General features: G+C 73.2%; 20 protein-coding genes. 8 read left to right on the top strand and 12 right to left on the bottom strand.

Features of this window, described 5'->3' with window-relative positions:
* The first annotated feature begins 63 nt into the window (after nucleotides 1-63).
* Nucleotides 64-1,704, top strand: a complete 1,641-nt coding sequence (locus tag ACFVZW_RS17915; protein WP_384522263.1) for a DEAD/DEAH box helicase — start codon at nucleotides 64-66, stop codon at nucleotides 1,702-1,704.
* 9 nt (nucleotides 1,705-1,713) lie between these two features.
* Here ACFVZW_RS17915 and ACFVZW_RS17910 read toward each other — a convergent pair whose 3' ends face one another.
* From ACFVZW_RS17910 to ACFVZW_RS17890, 5 genes are read right to left on the bottom strand one after another with little or no spacing between them, the layout of a single operon-like run.
* On the bottom strand, nucleotides 1,714-2,610 hold the full coding sequence (locus ACFVZW_RS17910) for a tyrosine-protein phosphatase (protein WP_384522261.1): 897 nt from the start codon (nucleotides 2,608-2,610) through the stop codon (nucleotides 1,714-1,716).
* 28 nt (nucleotides 2,611-2,638) lie between these two features.
* Nucleotides 2,639-3,688, bottom strand: coding sequence for an NAD(P)H-dependent flavin oxidoreductase (locus tag ACFVZW_RS17905; protein ID WP_384522259.1), 1,050 nt, complete (start codon nucleotides 3,686-3,688; stop codon nucleotides 2,639-2,641).
* The gene (locus tag ACFVZW_RS17900; protein ID WP_384522257.1) at nucleotides 3,688-4,425 is read right to left on the bottom strand and encodes a CoA-transferase subunit beta; all 738 of its coding nucleotides are present in this window, start codon (nucleotides 4,423-4,425) and stop codon (nucleotides 3,688-3,690) included. Before ACFVZW_RS17900 ends, ACFVZW_RS17905 begins: the two co-directional genes overlap by 1 nt.
* Entirely contained in the window at nucleotides 4,422-5,267 is an 846-nt protein-coding gene (locus ACFVZW_RS17895; RefSeq protein ID WP_384522255.1) for a CoA transferase subunit A, read from the bottom strand. The genes ACFVZW_RS17900 and ACFVZW_RS17895 overlap by 4 nt, the downstream gene beginning before the upstream one ends.
* Nucleotides 5,264-6,025 carry an enoyl-CoA hydratase family protein gene (locus tag ACFVZW_RS17890; protein WP_384522253.1) on the bottom strand — a complete coding sequence of 254 codons (762 nt, stop codon included), beginning with the start codon at nucleotides 6,023-6,025 and terminating at the stop codon, nucleotides 5,264-5,266. The genes ACFVZW_RS17895 and ACFVZW_RS17890 overlap by 4 nt, the downstream gene beginning before the upstream one ends.
* Nucleotides 6,026-6,093: 68 nt before the next feature.
* On the opposite strand from ACFVZW_RS17890, the gene ACFVZW_RS17885 reads away from it, so the two are divergent.
* Together ACFVZW_RS17885 and ACFVZW_RS17880 are read left to right on the top strand one after the other, a co-directional pair.
* Nucleotides 6,094-6,858, top strand: coding sequence for an SDR family oxidoreductase (locus ACFVZW_RS17885; protein ID WP_384522252.1), 765 nt, complete (start codon nucleotides 6,094-6,096; stop codon nucleotides 6,856-6,858).
* Nucleotide 6,859: 1 nt separating this feature from the next.
* Nucleotides 6,860-7,741: an SDR family oxidoreductase gene (locus ACFVZW_RS17880; RefSeq protein WP_384522250.1), complete on the top strand. Its 882-nt coding sequence runs from the start codon at nucleotides 6,860-6,862 to the stop codon at nucleotides 7,739-7,741.
* On the opposite strand, the gene ACFVZW_RS17875 is transcribed toward ACFVZW_RS17880, so the two are convergent.
* Nucleotides 7,731-8,195 carry a MarR family winged helix-turn-helix transcriptional regulator gene (locus ACFVZW_RS17875; RefSeq protein WP_384522248.1) on the bottom strand — a complete coding sequence of 155 codons (465 nt, stop codon included), beginning with the start codon at nucleotides 8,193-8,195 and terminating at the stop codon, nucleotides 7,731-7,733. The genes ACFVZW_RS17880 and ACFVZW_RS17875 overlap by 11 nt on opposite strands.
* A 118-nt stretch (nucleotides 8,196-8,313) precedes the next feature.
* Here ACFVZW_RS17875 and ACFVZW_RS17870 point away from each other — a divergent pair, with 118 nt between their 5' ends.
* Nucleotides 8,314-9,708: an MFS transporter gene (locus ACFVZW_RS17870; RefSeq protein ID WP_384522246.1), complete on the top strand. Its 1,395-nt coding sequence runs from the start codon at nucleotides 8,314-8,316 to the stop codon at nucleotides 9,706-9,708.
* A 77-nt stretch (nucleotides 9,709-9,785) separates the two neighbouring features.
* Here ACFVZW_RS17870 and ACFVZW_RS17865 read toward each other — a convergent pair whose 3' ends face one another.
* A complete protein-coding gene (locus tag ACFVZW_RS17865) occupies nucleotides 9,786-10,607 on the bottom strand; it encodes an EamA family transporter (RefSeq protein WP_384522302.1) in 822 nt (273 codons plus the stop codon).
* A gap of 148 nt (nucleotides 10,608-10,755) precedes the next feature.
* On the opposite strand from ACFVZW_RS17865, the gene ACFVZW_RS17860 reads away from it, so the two are divergent.
* The 4 genes from ACFVZW_RS17860 to ACFVZW_RS17845 all read left to right on the top strand — a co-directional run bounded on the left by ACFVZW_RS17860 (nucleotide 10,756) and on the right by ACFVZW_RS17845 (nucleotide 14,146).
* Complete coding sequence (locus ACFVZW_RS17860) at nucleotides 10,756-11,649, top strand: LysR family transcriptional regulator (protein WP_384522244.1); 894 nt, start codon at nucleotides 10,756-10,758, stop codon at nucleotides 11,647-11,649.
* Between the two features lie 138 nt (nucleotides 11,650-11,787).
* The gene (locus tag ACFVZW_RS17855) at nucleotides 11,788-12,210 is read left to right on the top strand and encodes a ribonuclease domain-containing protein (RefSeq protein WP_384522242.1); all 423 of its coding nucleotides are present in this window, start codon (nucleotides 11,788-11,790) and stop codon (nucleotides 12,208-12,210) included.
* A gap of 287 nt (nucleotides 12,211-12,497) precedes the next feature.
* Nucleotides 12,498-13,589: a TauD/TfdA family dioxygenase gene (locus ACFVZW_RS17850; protein ID WP_384522240.1), complete on the top strand. Its 1,092-nt coding sequence runs from the start codon at nucleotides 12,498-12,500 to the stop codon at nucleotides 13,587-13,589.
* Complete coding sequence (locus ACFVZW_RS17845; protein ID WP_384522238.1) at nucleotides 13,586-14,146, top strand: phosphonate degradation HD-domain oxygenase; 561 nt, start codon at nucleotides 13,586-13,588, stop codon at nucleotides 14,144-14,146. The genes ACFVZW_RS17850 and ACFVZW_RS17845 overlap by 4 nt, the downstream gene beginning before the upstream one ends.
* A 34-nt stretch (nucleotides 14,147-14,180) precedes the next feature.
* Here the strand turns inward: ACFVZW_RS17845 and ACFVZW_RS17840 are convergent, their stop codons facing one another.
* From ACFVZW_RS17840 to ACFVZW_RS17820, 5 genes are read right to left on the bottom strand one after another with little or no spacing between them, the layout of a single operon-like run.
* Nucleotides 14,181-14,936 (bottom strand): GntR family transcriptional regulator, encoded by a 756-nt coding sequence (locus ACFVZW_RS17840; RefSeq protein ID WP_376442084.1) that lies wholly within the window; start codon nucleotides 14,934-14,936, stop codon nucleotides 14,181-14,183.
* A gap of 25 nt (nucleotides 14,937-14,961) precedes the next feature.
* On the bottom strand, nucleotides 14,962-15,615 hold the full coding sequence (locus ACFVZW_RS17835; RefSeq protein ID WP_384522235.1) for an HAD family hydrolase: 654 nt from the start codon (nucleotides 15,613-15,615) through the stop codon (nucleotides 14,962-14,964).
* The gene (locus ACFVZW_RS17830; RefSeq protein WP_384522233.1) at nucleotides 15,612-16,679 is read right to left on the bottom strand and encodes an ABC transporter ATP-binding protein; all 1,068 of its coding nucleotides are present in this window, start codon (nucleotides 16,677-16,679) and stop codon (nucleotides 15,612-15,614) included. Before ACFVZW_RS17830 ends, ACFVZW_RS17835 begins: the two co-directional genes overlap by 4 nt.
* Nucleotides 16,676-17,509, bottom strand: a complete 834-nt coding sequence (locus tag ACFVZW_RS17825) for an ABC transporter permease (protein ID WP_384522231.1) — start codon at nucleotides 17,507-17,509, stop codon at nucleotides 16,676-16,678. The genes ACFVZW_RS17830 and ACFVZW_RS17825 overlap by 4 nt, the downstream gene beginning before the upstream one ends.
* Nucleotides 17,497-18,384, bottom strand: a complete 888-nt coding sequence (locus ACFVZW_RS17820) for an ABC transporter permease (protein ID WP_384522229.1) — start codon at nucleotides 18,382-18,384, stop codon at nucleotides 17,497-17,499. Before ACFVZW_RS17820 ends, ACFVZW_RS17825 begins: the two co-directional genes overlap by 13 nt.
* Nucleotides 18,385-18,493: the final 109 nt, after the last annotated feature.

Genomic DNA, 18,493 nt, shown 5'->3' with positions numbered 1-18,493 from the left:
GACCCGCACCGCGCAGGTGCGGGTCCCGGCTCGTGCTGTGCTCAGGCCAGGAAGGCTTTTCCCATGACCCGCTCCGAAAGGCGGCCCCGTCGGGCCGCGGAATCCAGTTCCGGAACCCCGTCCGGAAACACCCGCCGCGGCTCCGCCGCCCCCAGGGGCAAGGCCAAGGGAGCCGGCCGCCGCGGACCGGCCACGCCTCCGCCGCCGCGTGAGTTCACCCTGCCCGAGACGCTGACGCCCGCGCTCCCGTCCGTCGAGTCCTTCGACGCCCTCGACATGCCGGCGGCCCTGGTCAAGACGCTGGGCGCCCAGGGCGTGACCGAGCCGTTCCCGATCCAGGGCGCCACCCTGCCGAACTCGCTGGCCGGCCGGGACATCCTCGGCCGCGGCCGCACCGGCTCCGGCAAGACCCTCGCCTTCGGCCTCGCCCTGCTCGCCCGCACCGCGGGCCGCCGCGCCGAGCCCAAGGCCCCGCTCGCCCTGGTCCTCGTGCCCACCCGTGAGCTCGCTCAGCAGGTGACCGACGCCCTCGCGCCGTACGCCACCTCGGTGCAGCTGCGGCTCGCCACCGTCGTCGGCGGCCTGTCGATCACCAAGCAGGCGAACTCGCTGCGCCGTGGCGCCGAGGTCGTCGTCGCTACGCCCGGACGGCTCAAGGACCTCATCGAGCGCGGCGACTGCCGGCTCGACCAGGTCGCGATCACGGTCCTGGACGAGGCCGACCAGATGGCCGACATGGGCTTCATGCCGCAGGTCGTGGCGCTGCTCAAGCAGGTCGAGCCGGAGGGTCAGCGGATGCTGTTCTCGGCGACGCTCGACCAGAACATCGACCGGCTCGTGAAGATGTTCCTCGACGACCCGGTCGTGCACTCCGTCGACCCCTCGGCCGGCGCGGTCACGACGATGGAGCACCACCTGCTCTACATCGCCGACGAGACCGACAAGAAGGCCGTCACGATGAAGATCGCGGCCCGCGACGGCCGCACGATCCTCTTCCTGGACACCAAGCGGTCCGTGGACCGGCTGGTCAAGCGGCTCCTCGCCAACGGCGTACGGGCCTCCGGGCTGCACGGCGGCCGCTCGCAGCCGCAGCGCAACCGCACCCTGGACCAGTTCAAGAACGGCCAGGTCACCGCGCTCGTGGCAACCAACGTGGCGGCTCGCGGCATCCACGTCGACGACCTCGACCTCGTCGTGAACGTCGACCCGCCGATCGACCACAAGGACTATCTGCACCGCGGCGGCCGCACGGCGCGCGCAGGCGAGTCCGGCAGTGTCGTCACGCTCGTGCTGCCCGAGGAGAAGCGGGACATGAGCCGGCTGATGTCGAACGCGGGCATCAGTCCCCGTACGGCACAGATCAAGTCCAGCGACGAGGAGCTGACGCGGCTCACCGGCGCCCGGGAGCCCTCCGGCATACCGATCGTCATCGAGGTCCCGCAGCCGACCCAGCCGGCGGCCGCCCGCAACGGCGGTCAGCGCTCGCGCCGCGGTGGCGGCGGTGGCGGCGGCCGTACCCGCTCCCAGGCCAACGGCCGTACGGGCACGGGCGGTTCGACCTCCCGCACCGGCGCGGGCGGTTCGACCTCCCGCACGGGTACGGGCGGTTCCGCCCCCCGCACGGGCACGGGCGGTTCGGCCACCCGTACCCGCAGCGGTGGCGGTGCCGGCGGCAGGGGCCGCCGGGGCGGCGGCGCCGCCTAGGGGCGTGCCCTAGTCGACGAGCCGGTCCTGGAGCCGCGACAGTGTGCGCAGCTCCAGGCCCAGGCCGTCGGTGAGGTACCGGAAGAGAGTGCCGTACGCGGTCCTCACCTCGTCGAGCGCGGTGTTCAGATACGCGGTCCGCACCTCCTGGAGGGGGATGATCAGGTCCGGGTTCTGCATCAGCCCGCCCTGCTTCAGCCCCTCCCGCACCTTCGCGTCGTACGCGGCACGGAAGGTGTTGGACGCCAGGTAGTCGCCGACGGCCGTCGCCTCCGGCACGCCCAGGGCCGTCAGCAGGAGATAGCTCGTCCAGCCCGTGCGGTCCTTGCCCGAGGTGCAGTGGTAGAGCGAGGGTGTCGAGCCGAGGCCGGCCAGCTCGCGGAGCGTGAGGCCGAGCTGGGCGCGGTTCGCCGCGCTGGTGACGAACGAGCGGTACACCTCGTTCATGAACGCGGCCGCCCGCCCGCCGCCGAGCATCTGCTCCTGGCGCACCGGGTCGCGGGAGCCGATCGCCGCGAGCAGCTGCCCGAACAGGCCGTTGTCCGTGACCGGCCGCGACACCGGGACGACCCCGGCCGGGAGCCGGTCCGCGCCGTCGTACTGGACCTCCAGCGGGATCCGGAAGTCGACGGCCCGCCCCAGGCGCAGCCCGGCGAGGGTCGTCACATCGGAGTCGGTGAGCTTGCCCAGGGCATCGGCCCGGTACACCAGGCCGTGCCGCACCCGGCCGCCGGTGTAGGTGAGGTAGCCGCCCAGGTCACGGACGTTGACCGCGCCCTGGAGCGGGATGTGGCGAACGGCCGTGGCGCGGAGGCGGCTTCCGGTCGCCGCCACGGCAGGGGCGGTGGCCGCCGCGAACGCTGCGGCGGTGGCGGTGCTCAGCAGTGCGCGTCTCGACAGAGGCATGACTGAACTCCCGTGAGGGGATGAGGGATCACCCTGGTGTTGGCAGGGTGCGGAGCACGTGCTCGGCCTCGGACATGACCCGCAGGACGAGTTCCTCGCAGCTCGGGAGGTCCTCGATCAGCCCCGCGACCTGTCCGGACGCCATGACACCGAGGTCGGTGCGGCCCTCGACCATGGACGCTTTGAGGAGCATGGGGGTGTTCGCGGCGAGCAGGACCTGGCTCCACGACAGGTCCTTGCCGTGTTTCATCGCGAGACCGTCGCGGATCATCCGCGACCACGAAAGCCCCGAGATCCGGCGGAAGCCGGCCGCGCGGCGGACGGCCTGCGCCAACGCCCGTACCCGGCCCGCCCGTTCGAGTGCGGCGACCATCTCCGTACGGAGCATCCGGTGCGGGAGTCCGTCGACGGCGGTCGTCACCGTCACGTCCTTGACCGTCGCGGCCAGGTATCTCTCCTTGACGGCGTCGGGGACGGTCGAGTCGGAGGTGAGCAGGAAGCGGGTGCCCATCGCGATGCCGGCCGCGCCGTAGGAGAGCGCGGCCACCAGGCCCCGGCCGTCGTGGAAGCCGCCGGCCGCGATCACCGGGATGTCGACGGCGTCGACGACCTGCGGCAGCAGGACGGTCGTGGCCACCTCGCCGGTGTGCCCGCCGCCCTCGCCGCCCTGCACGATCACGGCGTCCGCGCCCCAGGCCGCGACCTTCTCGGCATGCCGCCGGGCCCCGATGGACGGGACCACGACCACGCCCGCGTCCTTCAGCTCGGCGATCAGTTCCCGGGACGGGGCGAGGGCGAAGGAGGCCACCCGTACGCCTTCGTCGACGATGATCCGCACCCGCTCGCGGGCGTCGCCCGCGTCCGCGCGGAGATTGACGCCGAACGGCCGGTCCGTACGCGTCTTCACCTCACGGACCGCCGCACGCAGCTCCTCGACGGTCATCGTCGCCGAGGCGAGGATGCCGAGGGCGCCGGCGTTCGCGGAGGCAGAGACCAGCCGCGGCCCGGCCACCCAGCCCATGCCGGTCTGCACGATCGGGTACCGGACGCCGGTCAGCTTGGTGAGCGCCGTCTCCATCAGACCCGGACCTCCCGGTCCCGCAGCCCCTTCGGGTCGATCACCTCGCGGATCAGCCGCAGCTCCTCGGCGGTCGGCTCACGGGTGTGCGGGACGTCGTCCCCGATCACCAGGTCGAAGCCGGTGGCCTGGCGGACCTGGTCCACGGTGACGCCCGGGTGGACCGAGGCGAGCCGCATCGAGCGGTCGGGCGTCTCGAAGTCGAAGACGCCGAGGTCGGAGACGACCCGCGGGATCCGGTGGAAACGGCCGGCCCCGGCGGCGGCCGCGCGGTCGTAGCCGACGCCGCTGACCATGTCCACGCGCTCGACGAAGACCCGGGGCGAGTGCTTGGGGATCCAGTAACTCACCGGATTGTTCAGGGTGTTGACGGGGGCTCCGCGGACACCGAGGAGCTGGCGGGCGGGCCGGGACCAGTCGCCGATGCAGGAGATGTTCTGGTTGCCGTGCCGGTCGATCTGGCTCGCGCCCATCATGACGTGCCGCTTGCCGCCGGTGACCATCATGAGGTGGCGGCGGTACGGCAGCCAGCCCTCGACCTGCCCGTCGAGACCGACGAGCATCGCCTCGCCGTCGGTCAGCAGCAGGTCGGGGGAGAAGGAGCGTTTGGCGAGCCGGGCGCCGAAGGAGGAGACCGGGGCCATGGCGGCGGCGAGGATCTCGCCGTTGTCGCGCCAGGCCTCGGCGCAGGCGACGACGCAGTACTCGGCGCGGGTGACGGTCGTGGTCGTGGTCACTGCTGCTCCTCGTGCCAGGTGCGTACGGCCTGCTGGTAGTCGTCCTCGCTCTTCCCGGAGAGGAACCGTTCGGCGAACTCCGGCCAGGGGGTGGTGGCGTACAGCTTCTGGAAGGGCTCGTCGCGGGTGTAGTCGGGGGCGCAGGAGGTGAAGTGGGCGCCGTTCGGTGCCTCGACGACACCGGTGACGCTGTGCCGGCCGACGAGCAGGGACTGCGGGGCGGTGTCGGCGTCGAACCGCTCGACGATCCGTTCGCAGGAGATGTACGCGGTGTCGGCGGCCTCGCAGAAGAGGTCGTCGAAGTACGGGTCGGGGCCCAGGTACTGGCCGTTGCCGAGCCGGTCGGCGCGGTTGAGGTGGACGAAGGCGGCGTCCACGCGCAGGGCCGGCACGGCGACGAACGTCTCCCCGTCCTCGTAGGGCGAGGTGACCGTCCGCAGCTCGGGGTTGACCCTCATGACGTCCGAACCGAGCCCGGCCCGTACGGGCAGGAAGGGCAGCCGGTTGGCCGCGGCATGCAGGCCCCACATGAACATGGCCTCGTCGAGCTCCGTCAGCTCGAAGGCGCCGCGCTCGCGGGCGGCGCGGAAGTTCGGTTCGAGGGGGATCGAGTCCAGGGTGGTGAAGGCGGCGACGAGCTTGCGGATCCGGCCGGCGGCGGCCAGCAGGCCGACGTCGGGGCCGCCGTAGGAGACCACGGTGAGATCGGTGATCTCGGACCGGAGCAGCGCTCTGACCAGGGCCATCGGCTTGCGGCGTGAGCCCCAGCCGCCGATGCCGAGGATCATGCCGCTGCGCAGGCGCCCCACCACCTCGTCGGGGGTCATCGTCTTGTCGGTCACGAGCCGGCCTCCCTGGCCTCGTCCTTGCCGAAGGTGTCGCGGACGCGGTCGGCGACCCCGCTGAGGTTGGCCTCGAAGGTGAAGCCCTGCTCGAAGCGGTAGCTGCGGCGCACGTCCACGGGGTCGATCCCGTTGATCGCCGCCTTGGCGAGCCGGATCAGATACCCGTCCTTCCGGGCGATCTCGGCCGCCAACTCCAGCGTCGCGTCCAGGAGTTCCTCACGCGGCACGACCTTCCAGACCGAGCCGTGGGCATGCAGCTCGGCGGCGGTGGCGGTGCGGGAGGTGTAGTACAGCGCGCGCATCAGATGCTGGGGCACGAGCCGGGCGAGATGGGTGGCGGCGCCGAGTGCGCCCCGGTCCAGCTCGGGCAGCCCGAAGGTGGCGTCCTCGGAGGCGACGATCGCGTCCGCGTTGCCGACGAGCCCGATCCCGCCGCCCAGGCAGAAGCCGCCGACTGACGCGACGACCGGCACCTCGCACTCGTAGACCGCCGCGAACGCCTCCGCGCAGCCGCGGTTGGCGCCGATGAGGCTGCTGTGCCCCGCGTCCCGCTGCATCTCCTTGATGTCGACGCCCGCGTTGAAGCCCCGGCCGGCGGCGGCCAGCACGACACAGCGGACCTCGGGGTCCCGGCCCGCCGCGCGGACCGCGTCGGCGAGGTCGTACCAGCCCTGTACGGGAAGGGCGTTGACGGGTGGGAAGTCGACGGTGACGCGTGCGATGCCCTTGCCCGGGCTTGAGGTGGAGACACCCATGAGCGGATCAGCTACCTTTCCACCAAACATTTGTTAGGTGACTGCTTGGTGAGGAAAGGTAGCAGCCGATGGAGCTGGACGGGAGGGTCGCCGTCGTCACCGGCGGCACGCGCGGGGTCGGCGCGGGCATCGCCCGGGCGTTCCTCAGGGCGGGCGCGCGGGTGATCGTCTGTGCCCGCAGACCCCCGGACGAGCCCGTGCGGGACGGGGGTCGCGAGGCCGTCTTCACCCCCCTCGACCTGCGGGAACCCGCGGAGGTCGGCGCCTTCTTCGCGGGCGTCGACGAGCGGTACGGACGGCTGGACGTCCTGGTCAACAACGCCGGCGGAACGCCGTACCGGCTCCTCGGCGAGGGGGACGCCGAACGGCACGCGCGGGTCGTGGAGTTGAACCTCATCGCCCCGCTGACCGTCTCCCTCGCCGCGTACGAACTGCTGCGGGCCTCCCGCGGCGCGATCGTCATGATCGGCAGCGTCAGCGGGACCCGGCCCTCGCCCGGCACGGCCGCGTACGGCGCCGCGAAGGCCGGCCTGGAGAACCTGGCCCGCTCGATGGCCGTGGAATGGGCCCCCGAGGTGCGGGTGAACTCCCTCGTCCTCGGCATGGTCCGCACGGAGCTGTCCCACGTCCACTACGGCGACGAGGAGGGCGTCGCCGCCGTCGGGGCGACCGTGCCGCTCGGCCGGCTCGCCGAGCCGGCGGACGTGGGGGAGGCGGCCGTCTTCCTGGCCTCCGACCGGGCCGCGTACGTCTCGGGGGCCTCGCTCCTGGTGCACGGGGGCGGCGAGCGCCCCGCGTTTCTGGATGCCGCAACTGTCAACAAGGAGAGCTGAGATGGGAATCTGTGACGGCCGGGTCGTGATCGTGACGGGCGGCGGACGGGGGCTGGGGCGCGCCCACGCCCTGGCCTTCGCGGCGGAAGGGGCCAAGGTCGTCGTCAACGACCTGGGGGTCGGGCTCGACGGCTCGGCGGGGACGGATTCGCCCGCCGGGCAGGTGGTGGAGGAGATCCGCGCGGCGGGCGGCGAGGCCGTCGCGCACGGCGGCGACGTCGCCACGGAGGAGGGCGCGGCCTCGCTGGTCGCCGCGGCCCTGGACTCCTTCGGACGGCTCGACACCCTGGTCAACAACGCGGGATTCCTGCGCGACCGGATGCTCGTCAACCTCGGCGAGGACGACTGGGACGCGGTCATGCGCGTCCATGTGAAGGGCCACTTCCTGCCGCTGCGGCACGCGGCCGCGCACTGGCGGGCGGAGACGAAGGCGGGGCGCGAGCAGGCGGCCCGGGTCGTCAACACCACCTCGGGAGCAGGGCTGTTGGGCAGCGTCGGGCAGGGTAACTACGCGGCCGCCAAGGCCGGCATCGTCGGCCTCACCCTGGTCGCGGCGGCGGAGATGGGACGCTACGGGATCCAGGTCAACGCGATCGCCCCGGCGGCCAGGACGCGGATGACGGAACAGGCGTTCGCGGGCCTGGAGGGCGTACCGGAGGACGTGTCGCCGCTGGTGGTCTGGCTGGGCTCGGCGGCCTCGGCGGGTGTGAGCGGCCGGGTCTTCGAGGCCGAGGGCGGCCGGATCACCGTCATGGAGGGATGGCGGCCCGGACCGACGGCCGACAAGGGGGCCCGCTGGAGCCCGGCGGAGGCGGGGGAGACGGCGCTGAAGCTGCTGGCGGAGGCGGAGGTGCCGCGGCCGGTGTACGGCTCTAGTCGGTGAGGCGCTTCGTCGCGGCGCGCTGGCGGTCGGTCGCGCCGGTCAGGAAGCGGGTGACGGTGAGCAGCTCCTCGGTGGTGAACTCCTCGTAGAGTTCGTGCACTTCGCGCGCCCAGTCATCGAAGAGCGGGGCGAGCTCGGCCAGCTTCTCGGGCCGCGGCTCGATCAGCACCCGGCGCTTGTCCGTCGGGTGCTTCACTCGGCGCACGAAGCCCTTGCGCTCCAGACGGTCGACGAGCCCCGTCACGGAGGCGGGCGCGAGGCCGGAGTGCTCGGCCAGCTCCTTCGCGGTGAGCGCGCCGTGGCGCTGGAGGAGGTCCAGGGTCTTGGTCTCGGTGGGGCCGAGGTCCTGCTTGGCCGCGACCGCCGTGTGGAAGGCGACGGACGCGGCGCTGGAGTCGCGTCCGGCGACGGTGAGGGCGGCGATGACCTCGGCGCGCTGGTTCTGCTCGCTCATGGCCTCATCCTAGCAAGTATTTCGTTCGCCCGAACGAAAGACTTGCGATCACGGACGGGCGTGTGCCAGATTTTATTTCGTTAGGTCGAACGAAATAAATCCCGGGAAGGGGCGCGCGATGTCCGCGACCACCGTCTCCACCACGACCAGCGGTGACTCCGTCGCCGTCCACCCGCGCCGCTGGGCCGCAGCCGTCGTCATGATGGTCGCCGCCCTGATGGACCTGATCGACGTCACCATCGTCAATGTCGCCCTGCCGTCCATCGGGCACGGGCTCGGCGCCTCCGAAAGCGCGCTGCAGTGGACCGTCTCCGCCTACCTGCTGGGCTTCGCGGCCACCCTGATCGTCGCCGGGCGGCTCGGCGACCGCTACGGACGCAAGGCGCTCTTCCTCGCCGGCACGGCCGGCTTCGGGCTCGCGAGCCTCGCCTGCGGAATCGCCCAGACGCCGGGCCAGTTGATCGCCGCGCGGGCCGTGCAGGGCGTGACGGCGGCCGTCCTGATGCCGCAGGTCCTCGGCTCCTTCCACGCCCTCTTCCAGGGCAAGGAGCGCGGCAAGGTCTTCGGGATGTACGGGGCCGTGGCCGGCTTCGCCTCCGCCGTCGGTCTGCTTCTGGGCGGGGTGCTGACGGACGCCGACCTCTTCGGGCTCGGCTGGCGGAGCATCTTCCTCGTGAACGTGCCGGTCGCCGTCGTGACCCTGGTCGCGGCCGTGGTCCTCGTGCCGTCCACCCGGGAGCGTTCCGCCGCCCGCCCGCCGCTGCTCGGCAGCCTCGTCCTCGCCGCCGGTCTCGTCGCGATCGTGCTGCCGCTGGTCCAGGGCCGCGAACACGGCCGGCCGCTGTGGGGCTGGCTGCTCCTCGGTGGCGGCGTCCTCGCGGTGACGCGGCTCGCCGCGCGCGGGTCGGTGCTGCCGGGGCGGACCTTCCGGGTGCCGGCGTTCTCGTACGGGCTCGCGGTCCAACTGCTCTTCGCCCTCGGGATGCAAGGCTTCTTCCTGGTCTTCGCGATCTGGCTGCAGGGCGAGCAGGGGTACGCGCCGCTGGAGGCCGGCCTGCTGATGGTCGCCTTCTCGGCCGGCGGCTTCCTCACCGCCCCGGCGGCGGACCCGCTGGCGGCCCGCTTCGGCCGGTTCGTACCGGTGGCGGGCGCGGTCCTGATGGCCGTCGGCTACGCCTGGGTCTGGTACGCGATGAGCGCGGCGGCCCCCGTCCACACCGGCGCCTGGCCGCTGGTCCCGGGCCTCGTCGTCGCCGGCGCGGGCCTCGGCTTCCTGGTCGTGCCGCTGGTCACCATCGTCCTGTCGTCGGTGCCGGGGGAGATGGCGGGCGGTGCGTCGGGCGTCTTCTCGACGGCGCAGCAGTTCGGCGGCGCGCTGGGGGCGGCGGCCATCGGTACCGCGTACTTCGCGGACCTGTCGGTGGGGGCGGCGATGCCGTGGGTCGTCGCGACCTACGCGGCGGCGGCCCTGCTGAGCCTCCGCCTCCCGCGCGGGGGAGCGGCCGCGTCCTGACCTCGGCCGGCCCGTCCGGCGCGGGGGAGCGACGGCCTCCTGACGCATGCGCCCCCGAAGCCCTCGTGCTCCTCGCCTCAGGTGCCCGAGGGCTTCGGGGCGATCTGGCCCGCGGCGATCGCGGCGAGGGCGAGGGCGAAACCGACCAGTTGGACCGGGCCGAGGGACTGGCCGAGCAGCAGCGCGCCCAGCAGGGCGGCCACGATCGGCGACAGCAGGACGAGGACGGCGACGGACGTGACCGGCAGGGTGGTCACGCCCCGGACCCACAGGACGTACGAGAGCAGTCCGCCGATCAGGCCGAGCCAGAGATAGCCGAGCACGGCGCTCGTGTCGACGGCGGGCGGCGCGCCCTCGAACAGGAACGTCACCGGCACCAGGAACAGGCCGCCCGCGGCGAGTTGCCAGCCCGCGAAAGCTGTCGGGCCGACGCCGTCCGGGCGTCCCCAGCGCTTGGTGAGCGTCACCCCGAGCGCCATCGAACCGGCGCCGCCGAGACCTGCCAGGATCCCGACCGCGTCGAACCCCGCGTCAGGGCCGACCACCACCAGACCGACGCCCACGACACCGGCGATCCCCCACACGAAACTCCGGGCCGACGGGGGCTGACGCAGCACCGCCACGGCCAGGACCGCGACGATCAAAGGCTGAGCCGCACTCAGCGGGGCGGCCACACCGCCGGGCAGCCGTTCGGCGGCGACGAACAACAGCGGGAAGAGCGCACCGATGTTGAGCACGCCCAACGCAGCGGCCCTCGGCCACCACGCCCCGCGGGGCAGTGTGCGGGTGATCGCCAGCGCGATCAGGCCCGCGGGCAGGGCGCGGAGGAGTCCCGCGAACAACGGGTGGCCCGGGGGCAGGAGTTCGGTGGTGACCACGAACGTGGTCCCCCAGACCATGGGCGCGGACGCGGTCAGGGCAGTGTCGGCAAGACCTGCCGGGCTCGATGACGTCACCAGGTTCTTCACGCGATCCAGCTTCGGCGCCGGTGATCAATGAGTCCAATGCATGTTTGTCACCGGATCCATCGTGATTCACGATGGATCCATGGAGCTTCAGCAGATGCGGTACGTCATCGCCGTCGCGGAGACGAGCAGCTTCACCCGCGCCGCCGAGCGGTGCCTCGTGGTCCAGTCCGCCCTCAGTCATCAGATCGCGCGCCTGGAACGGGAGCTCGGCGCCCGGCTCTTCGACCGCACCAGCCGCCGCGTGCGGTTGACGCCGGCCGGGGAGGCGTTCCTGCCGGCGGCCCGGCAGGCCGTGAACGCCGCCGAGCGCGCCGCCGCCGAGGTCGCCGCGGCCGTCGGCGAGATCCGCGGCCGGCTCGCCATCGGCGTGATCCCCACCGTCGCGGCCTTCGACATCCCGGCCGCACTGCACGCCTTCCGCCGGCGCTATCCCCAGGTCCGCATCGGTCTGCACGTCGGCGCCAGCGAACTCCTCGTCGAGCTGGTCAAGGAGGGCGCGCTCGAGATCGCCTTTCTCGGCCTGCCCCCGTCGGCCCGGCCCGAAGGGGTCGGCTCCAGGCTGCTGGCCCACGACCGGCTGGTCGCCGTGGTCGCCCCCGGCCATCCGCTCGCGGGGGAGACCGAGGTCGACCTCGCCCGCCTCTCCTCCGAGGTGTTCGTGGACAAGCCGGCGGGAACGGCCGGACGGCTCCAGTCCGACCAGGCGTTCGCCGCGGCCGGAGTCCACCGCGAGGTCGCCTTCGAAGTGACCGACGCCGGGTTCACGACACGGCTCATCCACCAGAACCTCGGCATCGCCCTCCTTCCCTCGGCCTACACCCCGCACCTCACGGGCGTCGTCACGGTCCCGGTTAGCGACGCGCCGGCCCGGAACGAGCACCTCATCTGGAACCGCTCCACCCTCACCCCCGGGGCGACGGCCTTCCTCGCGGAGCTGGACATCGTGATCGACCAGGGGGCAGAGGGTTCCTGACGCGGTGTCCGAGTGGGCGTGGCGTACGCGTGAGGGGCGCACACGCCGTCCCCACATCGGTCGGAGGAAGTTAACGTCCGGAGAAATGAAGGGAGTTGGGGTGTCCGGATCTCGTCTACGCGCGTCATCATCGGCGTCATGCGAATCCCCCCACGATTCACCGTCATCGGCGGCGCCGCCGCCCTCGTCTCGACCCTCCTCCTCGGCGCCCCGGCCGGCGCGGCCGTCGCCCCGCCCGCCCCGGTGCCGGCCGCGTCCGCCTTCTCGGCCGCCGCCGTCGGCGAGATCTGCTACTCCGACCTCCCCTCCCAGGCCCACGACACCCTCCGCCTGATCGAGCAGGGCGGCCCCTTCCCCTACCGCCAGGACGGCAGCGTCTTCCAGAACCGCGAAGGCATCCTCCCGTCCCACTCGGTCGGCTACTACCACGAGTACACGGTGAAGACCCCGGGCTCCTCCACCCGCGGTGCCCGCCGGATCGTGACCGGCGACTCGTACCAGGAGGACTACTACACGGCCGACCACTACGCCTCGTTCGACCTCGTCGACCACGGCTGCTGAGCCACCCGACCCCATCAGCCCCCGGTTCGCGGCCGGTCCTCCCCCATGCCGGCCGGTCGCGGACCGGGCAGGACGCGTCCATGACGGCTCGCCCGCGACGAGGACGAGCCTCGCCGCCCGGCACCCCGCCCTCCCGCATGACGTCCTGCTCGCTGAAGCGGTTCTCCCCGTTCGCCGTGGCGGGGCGGCGCGGCGGCGCCGTCCACCCTGCCGTAACCCCGCGGCCACTCCGGGCTGCGAGGCTCGCGTCTGAAAGGAAGTTGTCTGTACAACTTGGAGATCCCTCGATGGTGTCACTCACCTCCGCACCGCCGTTCTGGCTGCGCGACAACTGCCCCTGCCCGGACTGCCGCGCCCCCCGCAACGGCCAGAAGCTGTTCCAGATCACCGAACTGCCCGCCGCGCTCGCCGTCGACGCCGTCCACGACACCCGCACCCCCGACGGCGCCCCCGCACACGAGGTGGTCTGGGCCCCCGACGGCCACCGGTCCGTCTACCCCGAGACCTGGCTGGACGCCCACCTCCCGGGCACCCCCACGGCACCCGGCGACGGCCGCACCGAGGACGACAAGGAACCGTGGGCCGCGAGCCGCTTCGACGGCGGGCTCCCCGAGGCCGACTGGGACGCGTACACCGCCGACGCGGCCGTCCGGGCCGCCGCCCTCGACTCGGTCCTGCGCCTCGGCTTCGTGCTGCTGCGCGGAGTCCCCGTCCGCGACCGCCAGGTCCTCGACGTGGCCCGCACCTTCGGCTACGTACGGGAGACGAACTACGGCGAGCTCTTCGAGGTACGGGTCGAGGCCGACCCCAACAACCTCGCCTTCACCGGCGCCCGCATCACCCCGCACACCGACAACCCGTACCGTGACCCCGTCCCCACCCTCCAGCTGCTGCACTGCCTCACCAACGCGGCCCGGGGCGGCGACTCCGGTCTCGTCGACGGCTTCCACGCTGCTGCGCTGCTGCGCGCCGAGGCCCCGGAGGCGTACGAGATCCTCACCCGCGTCCCCGTACCCTTCGCCTTCGCCGACGAGCGCACCGAGCTCCGCGCCCACCGGCCGCTGATCGGTGTCGACCCGGCCGGCCGGATCCGCGAGATCCGCTTCAACAACCGCTCCATCGGCACCCTGCGACTCCCCGCCGACGTGCTCGAAGCCTTCTACGCCGCCTACCGGCGCTTCGGCGACCTGCTGCTCCGAACGGAGCTTCAGCTGGACTTCCGGCTCGCCCCCGGCGACTGCCTGATCTTCGACAACACCCGGCTGCTGCATGCCCGGACGGCCTTCGCCGAGTCCGGCGACCGCCACCTCCAGGGCGCCTACGCCGACATCGACGGCCTCGCCTCCACCCTCGCCGTCCTGCGCCGGGAGGCCAGGTGACCACCGCGAACCCGCTCGACACCCTCGCCGCCCTCTTCGAAGGCGAAGGCAGCGCCGAGTACCTCGGCGAGGCCGTCACCCAGGCCGAGCACATGCTCCAGGCCGGCGCCCTCGCCGAGGCGGCCGGTGCCCCGCCGCACCTGATCGCCGCCGCGCTCCTGCACGACGTCGGCCACTTCCAGGGGGCGGTCACCGGCCGCGACCTGATGGAGCACGGCACCGACAACCGGCACAGCCACACCGGCGCCGACTGGCTCGACCAGTGGTTCGGCCCCGAAGTCACCGAGCCCGTACGGCTGCACGTCGCCGCCAAGCGCTACCTCTGCGCCGTCGAGCCCGGCTACTTCGACCTGCTCTCCGAGGCGTCCGTGCACACCCTCGCCGTCCAGGGCGGCCCGATGACCGAGGCGCAGGCGCGCGCCTTCGAGGCGCACCCGGGGGCAGCCGATGCCGTCGCCGTGCGCCGCTGGGACGAACAGGCGAAGGACCCGGAGCTGCCGACCCCCGGATTCGCGCACTTCAGGCCCTTGCTGGCCGGGCTGCTCCTCACGAGCTGAGCGCTCACGGGCCGAGCGCTCACGAGCCGAGCGCTCACGAGCCGAGCCGACGCCCCAGCGCGCTCGTCCCCGTCGAGCTCTGCATCGTGAACGCCACCGTCCCCGGCAGATAGCGGTCCTGCGACCACTCCACCGGCGCCCCCGTCGGGTCGGTGGAGTGCCGTCGCTCCCGCAGCAGCGACTCCCCGGCCCGGCAGCCGAGCAGCTCCGCGTCGTCGGCGTCGGCGGGCACCAGGTCGATGGTGTGCCGGGCGTCCGCGAACAGCACGCCGTGCAGCTCCAGTTGCTCCGAGTGCGAGACCGTGTCCAGCGGCATCCGGGCCACCAGCTCCCCGATCCGCTCCGGATACGTCGTACGCTCCACCATCACCGGCGTGCCCGCGAGCGTCCGCAGCCGCCGCACCCGGTAGACCGGCGAACCCTCCTCGACGCGCAGCTTCTCGGCCTCCTCCGCGTCCGCGGGGACCCGGTCGACGGCCACGATCCGGCCCCCGGGCTCCTCCCCGAGCGAGCGCGCCCAGCGCGTGAACGAGCGCAGCTCGCCGAAGCTGTGCAGTCGAGGCCCGCCGAGGACCACCCGGCGCGAACCGCGCCGCGAGGTGATCAGCCCGTCGGTCCGCAGCGCGGCGAGCGCCTGACGGACCGTGCCCCTGGACACGCCGTAACGGCGGGCCAGTTCGTCCTCGGCGGGCAGCTTCGCCCCCGAGCCGTACTCGCCCGCCGTGATGGCGGTCCGCAGATCGGCGGCGACCTTCAGATAGAGCGGTGTCCTGCCGCGTGCCTCACTCACAGGCCAACCCTGTCATGGCCCGTACTCACCGGACCAGGGAGATCAACAACTCGGGATCCACCTCGGTCAACGAGTCCGCCAGCGTGACGCCTTCGGTGCCGGCGAAGTCCTCCAGGGGCTCCGTCGACGGCACGGCGAGCACCCGGCAGCCCGCGGCGACCGCGGAGGCGACCCCCGTCGGACTGTCCTCGACGGCCACGCACCGCGCCGGTTCGGCGCCGAGAGCCACCGCCGCCGCCAGATAGGGATCGGGCTCCGGCTTCGTCCGTGCGGTGTCCTCGGCGCCGAACAGCGCGTCGAAACGGTGTCCGTCCAGGGTGCCGGCGACCTGGGCGACGACCGCCCGCGGCGAGGCGGACACCAGCGCCGTCGGGACCCGGCGCGCGCGCAGCGCGGCAAGCAGGCGCAGCGCGCCCGGCCGGGGCGCCGCGGCGATCGTGAGCCGCGCGGCGAAGTCCGCGCCCAACTCGGCCGCGAGCTCCGCCGCCGGCGCGTCCAGGTACTCCTGGAGCATGGCCGCGGCGTCCTCCACCGAGCGGCCCGTCACCGCCGTACGGCGCTCGGCGCCGAGGACGCGGCCCCGGCGCACGGCCGCGGCCTCCACCACGTCCAGCCAGACGCCCTCGGTGTCGACGAGCGTTCCGTCCATGTCGAAGAGGACCGCCTGCAGCCCGGTCACGCCTCGCCGTCCCAGGAGGCGAGGAGCACGGGTCGCTGCCGCGGAGTCACGGTGACGGCAGCGCCCGGGGTCAGCCCGGCCGCCGCGTGCGTGGGCACGTCCGCCTTGACGTCCGTACCGTCGGGCAGGGTGATCCGCAGCCGGGTCGTGGGGCCGTGGAAGGCGGAGCCGGTGACATGGGCGGAGCCGCCCGCGGTCACCTCCAGCGCCTCCGGCCGCAGCAGCACCCGTACGTCCCCCGTACCGCCCGGACCCTCGACCGGCAGCCGTGCGCCGAGCACCTCCACCACGTCGTCGCCGGCGACCCGGCCGGAGACCCGGTTCATGGTGCCGACGAACTCGGCGACGAAGCCCGTCGCGGGACGCTCGTACAGCTCCGTCGGGGAGGCGCACTGCTCCAGCCGGCCGCCGTTCATCACCGCGACCCGGTCGGCCATCGACAGCGCCTCCTCCTGGTCGTGGGTGACGAACACGGTGGTGATGCCCAACTCCAGCTGGAGCCGGCGGATCTCCTCCCGTAGCGTCAGCCGCACCCGTGCGTCGAGCGCCGACAGCGGCTCGTCGAGCAGCAGCAGCCGGGGCCGGAGCGCGAGCGCGCGGGCCAGCGCGACCCGCTGCTGCTGACCGCCGGAGAGCTGGTGCGGGAAGCGGTCGCCGTGGCCGGCCAGACCGACGAGTTCGAGCAGCTCGGCCGCGCGGGCCCGGCGCTCGGCCGTCCGCACCTTGCGCATCCGCAGCCCGAAGGCCACGTTGTCGGCGGCCGTGAGATGGGGGAAGAGGCTGTACGACTGGAAGACCATCGCCGTGTCACGGCGGTCGGCGGACACCGGCACGATGTCCTCTCCGTCGAGCAGCACCCGGCCCTCGTCGGGCCGCTCGAAGCCGGCCAGCACGCGCAGCGCGGTCGTCTTGCCGCAGCCGGACGGACCGAGCAGCGCGAGGAGTTCGCCGGGGGCGACATCGAGATCGAGGCCGTCGAGCGCGACGGCGGAGCCGAAGGACCGGCGCAGGCCACGGATCTCGAGAGCGGCGCCGGTGCGTACCGGCTGGTCGAGCACGGTCATCGGGAGGTCTTTCCTTCGGAAGTACGGGAAGGGCGCGGTGTACGGCGGCGGTTGCCCACGGTCGTCAGGGCGAGGAGCAGCACCCAGGTCAGCAGCAGGCTCAGCAGCGACACGGCCACCGAGAGCCGGGCGTCCGAGCCGGACGCCTGCACGATCCACACCGCGAAGGGCTGGAAGCCGAGCAGCGAGGCGACCGTGAACTCGCCGAGGACCAGCGCCAGCGTCAGGAACGAGGCGTTCAGCAGGGCGCCCCGCAGATTGGGCAGCACGGCCGAGACGAGCGCCCGAGGCCAGGAGGCCCCGCAGTCCCGCGCAGCCTCCACCAGGGTGCGCACGTCCACGGAGCGCAGTCCCGCGTCGAGCGCCCGGTAGACGAAGGGCAGCGCCATCACGGCGTACGCGAGGACGAGGACGACGGGGAAGTCAGGGTTCTGCACGGCCACGAACGTCTGGTACAGCGGGGTCGTGGACAGCTTCTCCGGACCCCAGCGCAGTACGGTCCCGAGCCCGGCGGTCAGCGCCACCGGCGGTACCACCAGCGGCAGCGTGCACACGACCTCCAGGACCGGCCGCAGCCGGGGCGCCGAGAGCCGGGCCGCGACCGCCGCGGGGATGGTGATCAGCAGCACGAGGGCGACGCTCGCCGCCGCCAGCCCGAGCGACAGCAGCAGACTGCCGCCGAAACCGGGCGCCGCGAAGATCCGGGTGTACGAGGAGAGGGTGAGCCCCTGCCCGGGGATGTCCACGGTGAACACGGCGGAGGCGAGCAGCGGGACGAGGAAGTAGACCCCGGCGAGCAGCAGCACCAGGGGACGTCCTAGGCGAGCCATCGGGTGCTCCTTCGCTGGAGGGGGAGGTGGACGGCCATCACGAGGGCCGCGACCACGACCATGTCGAGGCTCAGCGCGAGGGCGACGTTCTCCTGGCCGACGAGGACGTTGCCGGAGAGCGCGTCCGCGATCTGAAGCGTCACCAGCGGCACGGAGCTGCCGACCATCGCCGCGGCCGTCGCGTACGCGGCGAACGCGCTGCCGAAGAGCAGCACGAACCCGCCGAGGAGGGACGGCAGCAGCACCGGAAGGCCGACATGGCGCCAGTACTGCCATGCCGAGGCGCCGCAGTCGCGGGCCGCCTCCCGCCACTGGACGCGCAGTCCGTCGAGCGCGGGCGCCACGGTCAGCACCATCAGCGGGATCAGGAAGTACAGATAGGTCAGGGCGAGGCCCCAGAAGCCGTACAGCGACCAGCCGTGCTCGGCGAGGCCCAGGCTCGTGGTGAGCACTCCGGCGTTGCCGAGGGTGGCGACGAACGCGAAGGCGAGCGGCACGCCGCCGAAGTTGGCGAGCACCCCGGAGGCGGTGAGCACGGCCTCCCGCAGGGCCCGGCCTCGGGAGGAGACCACGGCCTGGGCGAGGAGCAGTCCGAAGAGGGTGCCGCCCGCCGCGGTGAGCGCGGACAGCTCGATGCTGCCGAGCAGGGCGGTGCGGTACGCGCCGTCGACCGACCGGGTCACGTTGTCGAGGCCGTACCCGCCGTCGGCGACGGTGAAGGCACCGTCGGCCATGGCGAGCGCCGGCAGCCCGAAGGCGACGCCGACGACGAGGAAGAGCGGCAGGGCGGCGAGCCAGCCGCCGGGACGCGGGCGGCGCCGGGCCCGCCGCGCGGGGGCGGTGGCGGCAGGGGCCGCGGGGGAGCCGCCGGTCATGGGGGAACCGGCGACCCCGGTCGTCCCGGGGCCGGCGCCCGCCGGGGCCCCCCCGCCCGGCGCGCCGCCGGCGGGCCCCGGCCGGCCCGTGGCTGAGTGGGGAGGTAAA

The sequence above is a fragment of the Streptomyces sp. NPDC059567 genome, assembly GCF_042735655.1.
In the GTDB taxonomy this organism is placed as follows: domain Bacteria; phylum Actinomycetota; class Actinomycetes; order Streptomycetales; family Streptomycetaceae; genus Streptomyces.
The sequence above is the reverse complement of the archived record's forward strand: the minus strand, read 5'-3'. Positions and strand labels throughout refer to the sequence as shown.

Excerpts from the sequence above, each read along its gene's own strand:
- ACFVZW_RS17915 (WP_384522263.1), top strand. The coding sequence starts at position 64 with ATGACCCGCTCCGAAAGGCGGCCCCGTCGGGCCGCGGAATCCAGTTCC.
- ACFVZW_RS17910 (WP_384522261.1), bottom strand. The coding sequence starts at position 2,610 with ATGCCTCTGTCGAGACGCGCACTGCTGAGCACCGCCACCGCCGCAGCG.
- ACFVZW_RS17905 (WP_384522259.1), bottom strand. The coding sequence starts at position 3,688 with ATGGAGACGGCGCTCACCAAGCTGACCGGCGTCCGGTACCCGATCGTG.
- ACFVZW_RS17890 (WP_384522253.1), bottom strand. The coding sequence starts at position 6,025 with ATGGGTGTCTCCACCTCAAGCCCGGGCAAGGGCATCGCACGCGTCACC.
- ACFVZW_RS17885 (WP_384522252.1), top strand. The coding sequence starts at position 6,094 with ATGGAGCTGGACGGGAGGGTCGCCGTCGTCACCGGCGGCACGCGCGGG.
- ACFVZW_RS17880 (WP_384522250.1), top strand. The coding sequence starts at position 6,860 with ATGGGAATCTGTGACGGCCGGGTCGTGATCGTGACGGGCGGCGGACGG.
- ACFVZW_RS17875 (WP_384522248.1), bottom strand. The coding sequence starts at position 8,195 with ATGAGCGAGCAGAACCAGCGCGCCGAGGTCATCGCCGCCCTCACCGTC.
- ACFVZW_RS17870 (WP_384522246.1), top strand. The coding sequence starts at position 8,314 with ATGTCCGCGACCACCGTCTCCACCACGACCAGCGGTGACTCCGTCGCC.
- ACFVZW_RS17865 (WP_384522302.1), bottom strand. The coding sequence starts at position 10,607 with ATGGTCTGGGGGACCACGTTCGTGGTCACCACCGAACTCCTGCCCCCG.
- ACFVZW_RS17860 (WP_384522244.1), top strand. The coding sequence starts at position 10,756 with ATGGAGCTTCAGCAGATGCGGTACGTCATCGCCGTCGCGGAGACGAGC.
- ACFVZW_RS17855 (WP_384522242.1), top strand. The coding sequence starts at position 11,788 with ATGCGAATCCCCCCACGATTCACCGTCATCGGCGGCGCCGCCGCCCTC.
- ACFVZW_RS17850 (WP_384522240.1), top strand. The coding sequence starts at position 12,498 with ATGGTGTCACTCACCTCCGCACCGCCGTTCTGGCTGCGCGACAACTGC.
- ACFVZW_RS17830 (WP_384522233.1), bottom strand. The coding sequence starts at position 16,679 with ATGACCGTGCTCGACCAGCCGGTACGCACCGGCGCCGCTCTCGAGATC.
- ACFVZW_RS17825 (WP_384522231.1), bottom strand. The coding sequence starts at position 17,509 with ATGGCTCGCCTAGGACGTCCCCTGGTGCTGCTGCTCGCCGGGGTCTAC.
- ACFVZW_RS17820 (WP_384522229.1), bottom strand. The coding sequence starts at position 18,384 with ATGACCGGCGGCTCCCCCGCGGCCCCTGCCGCCACCGCCCCCGCGCGG.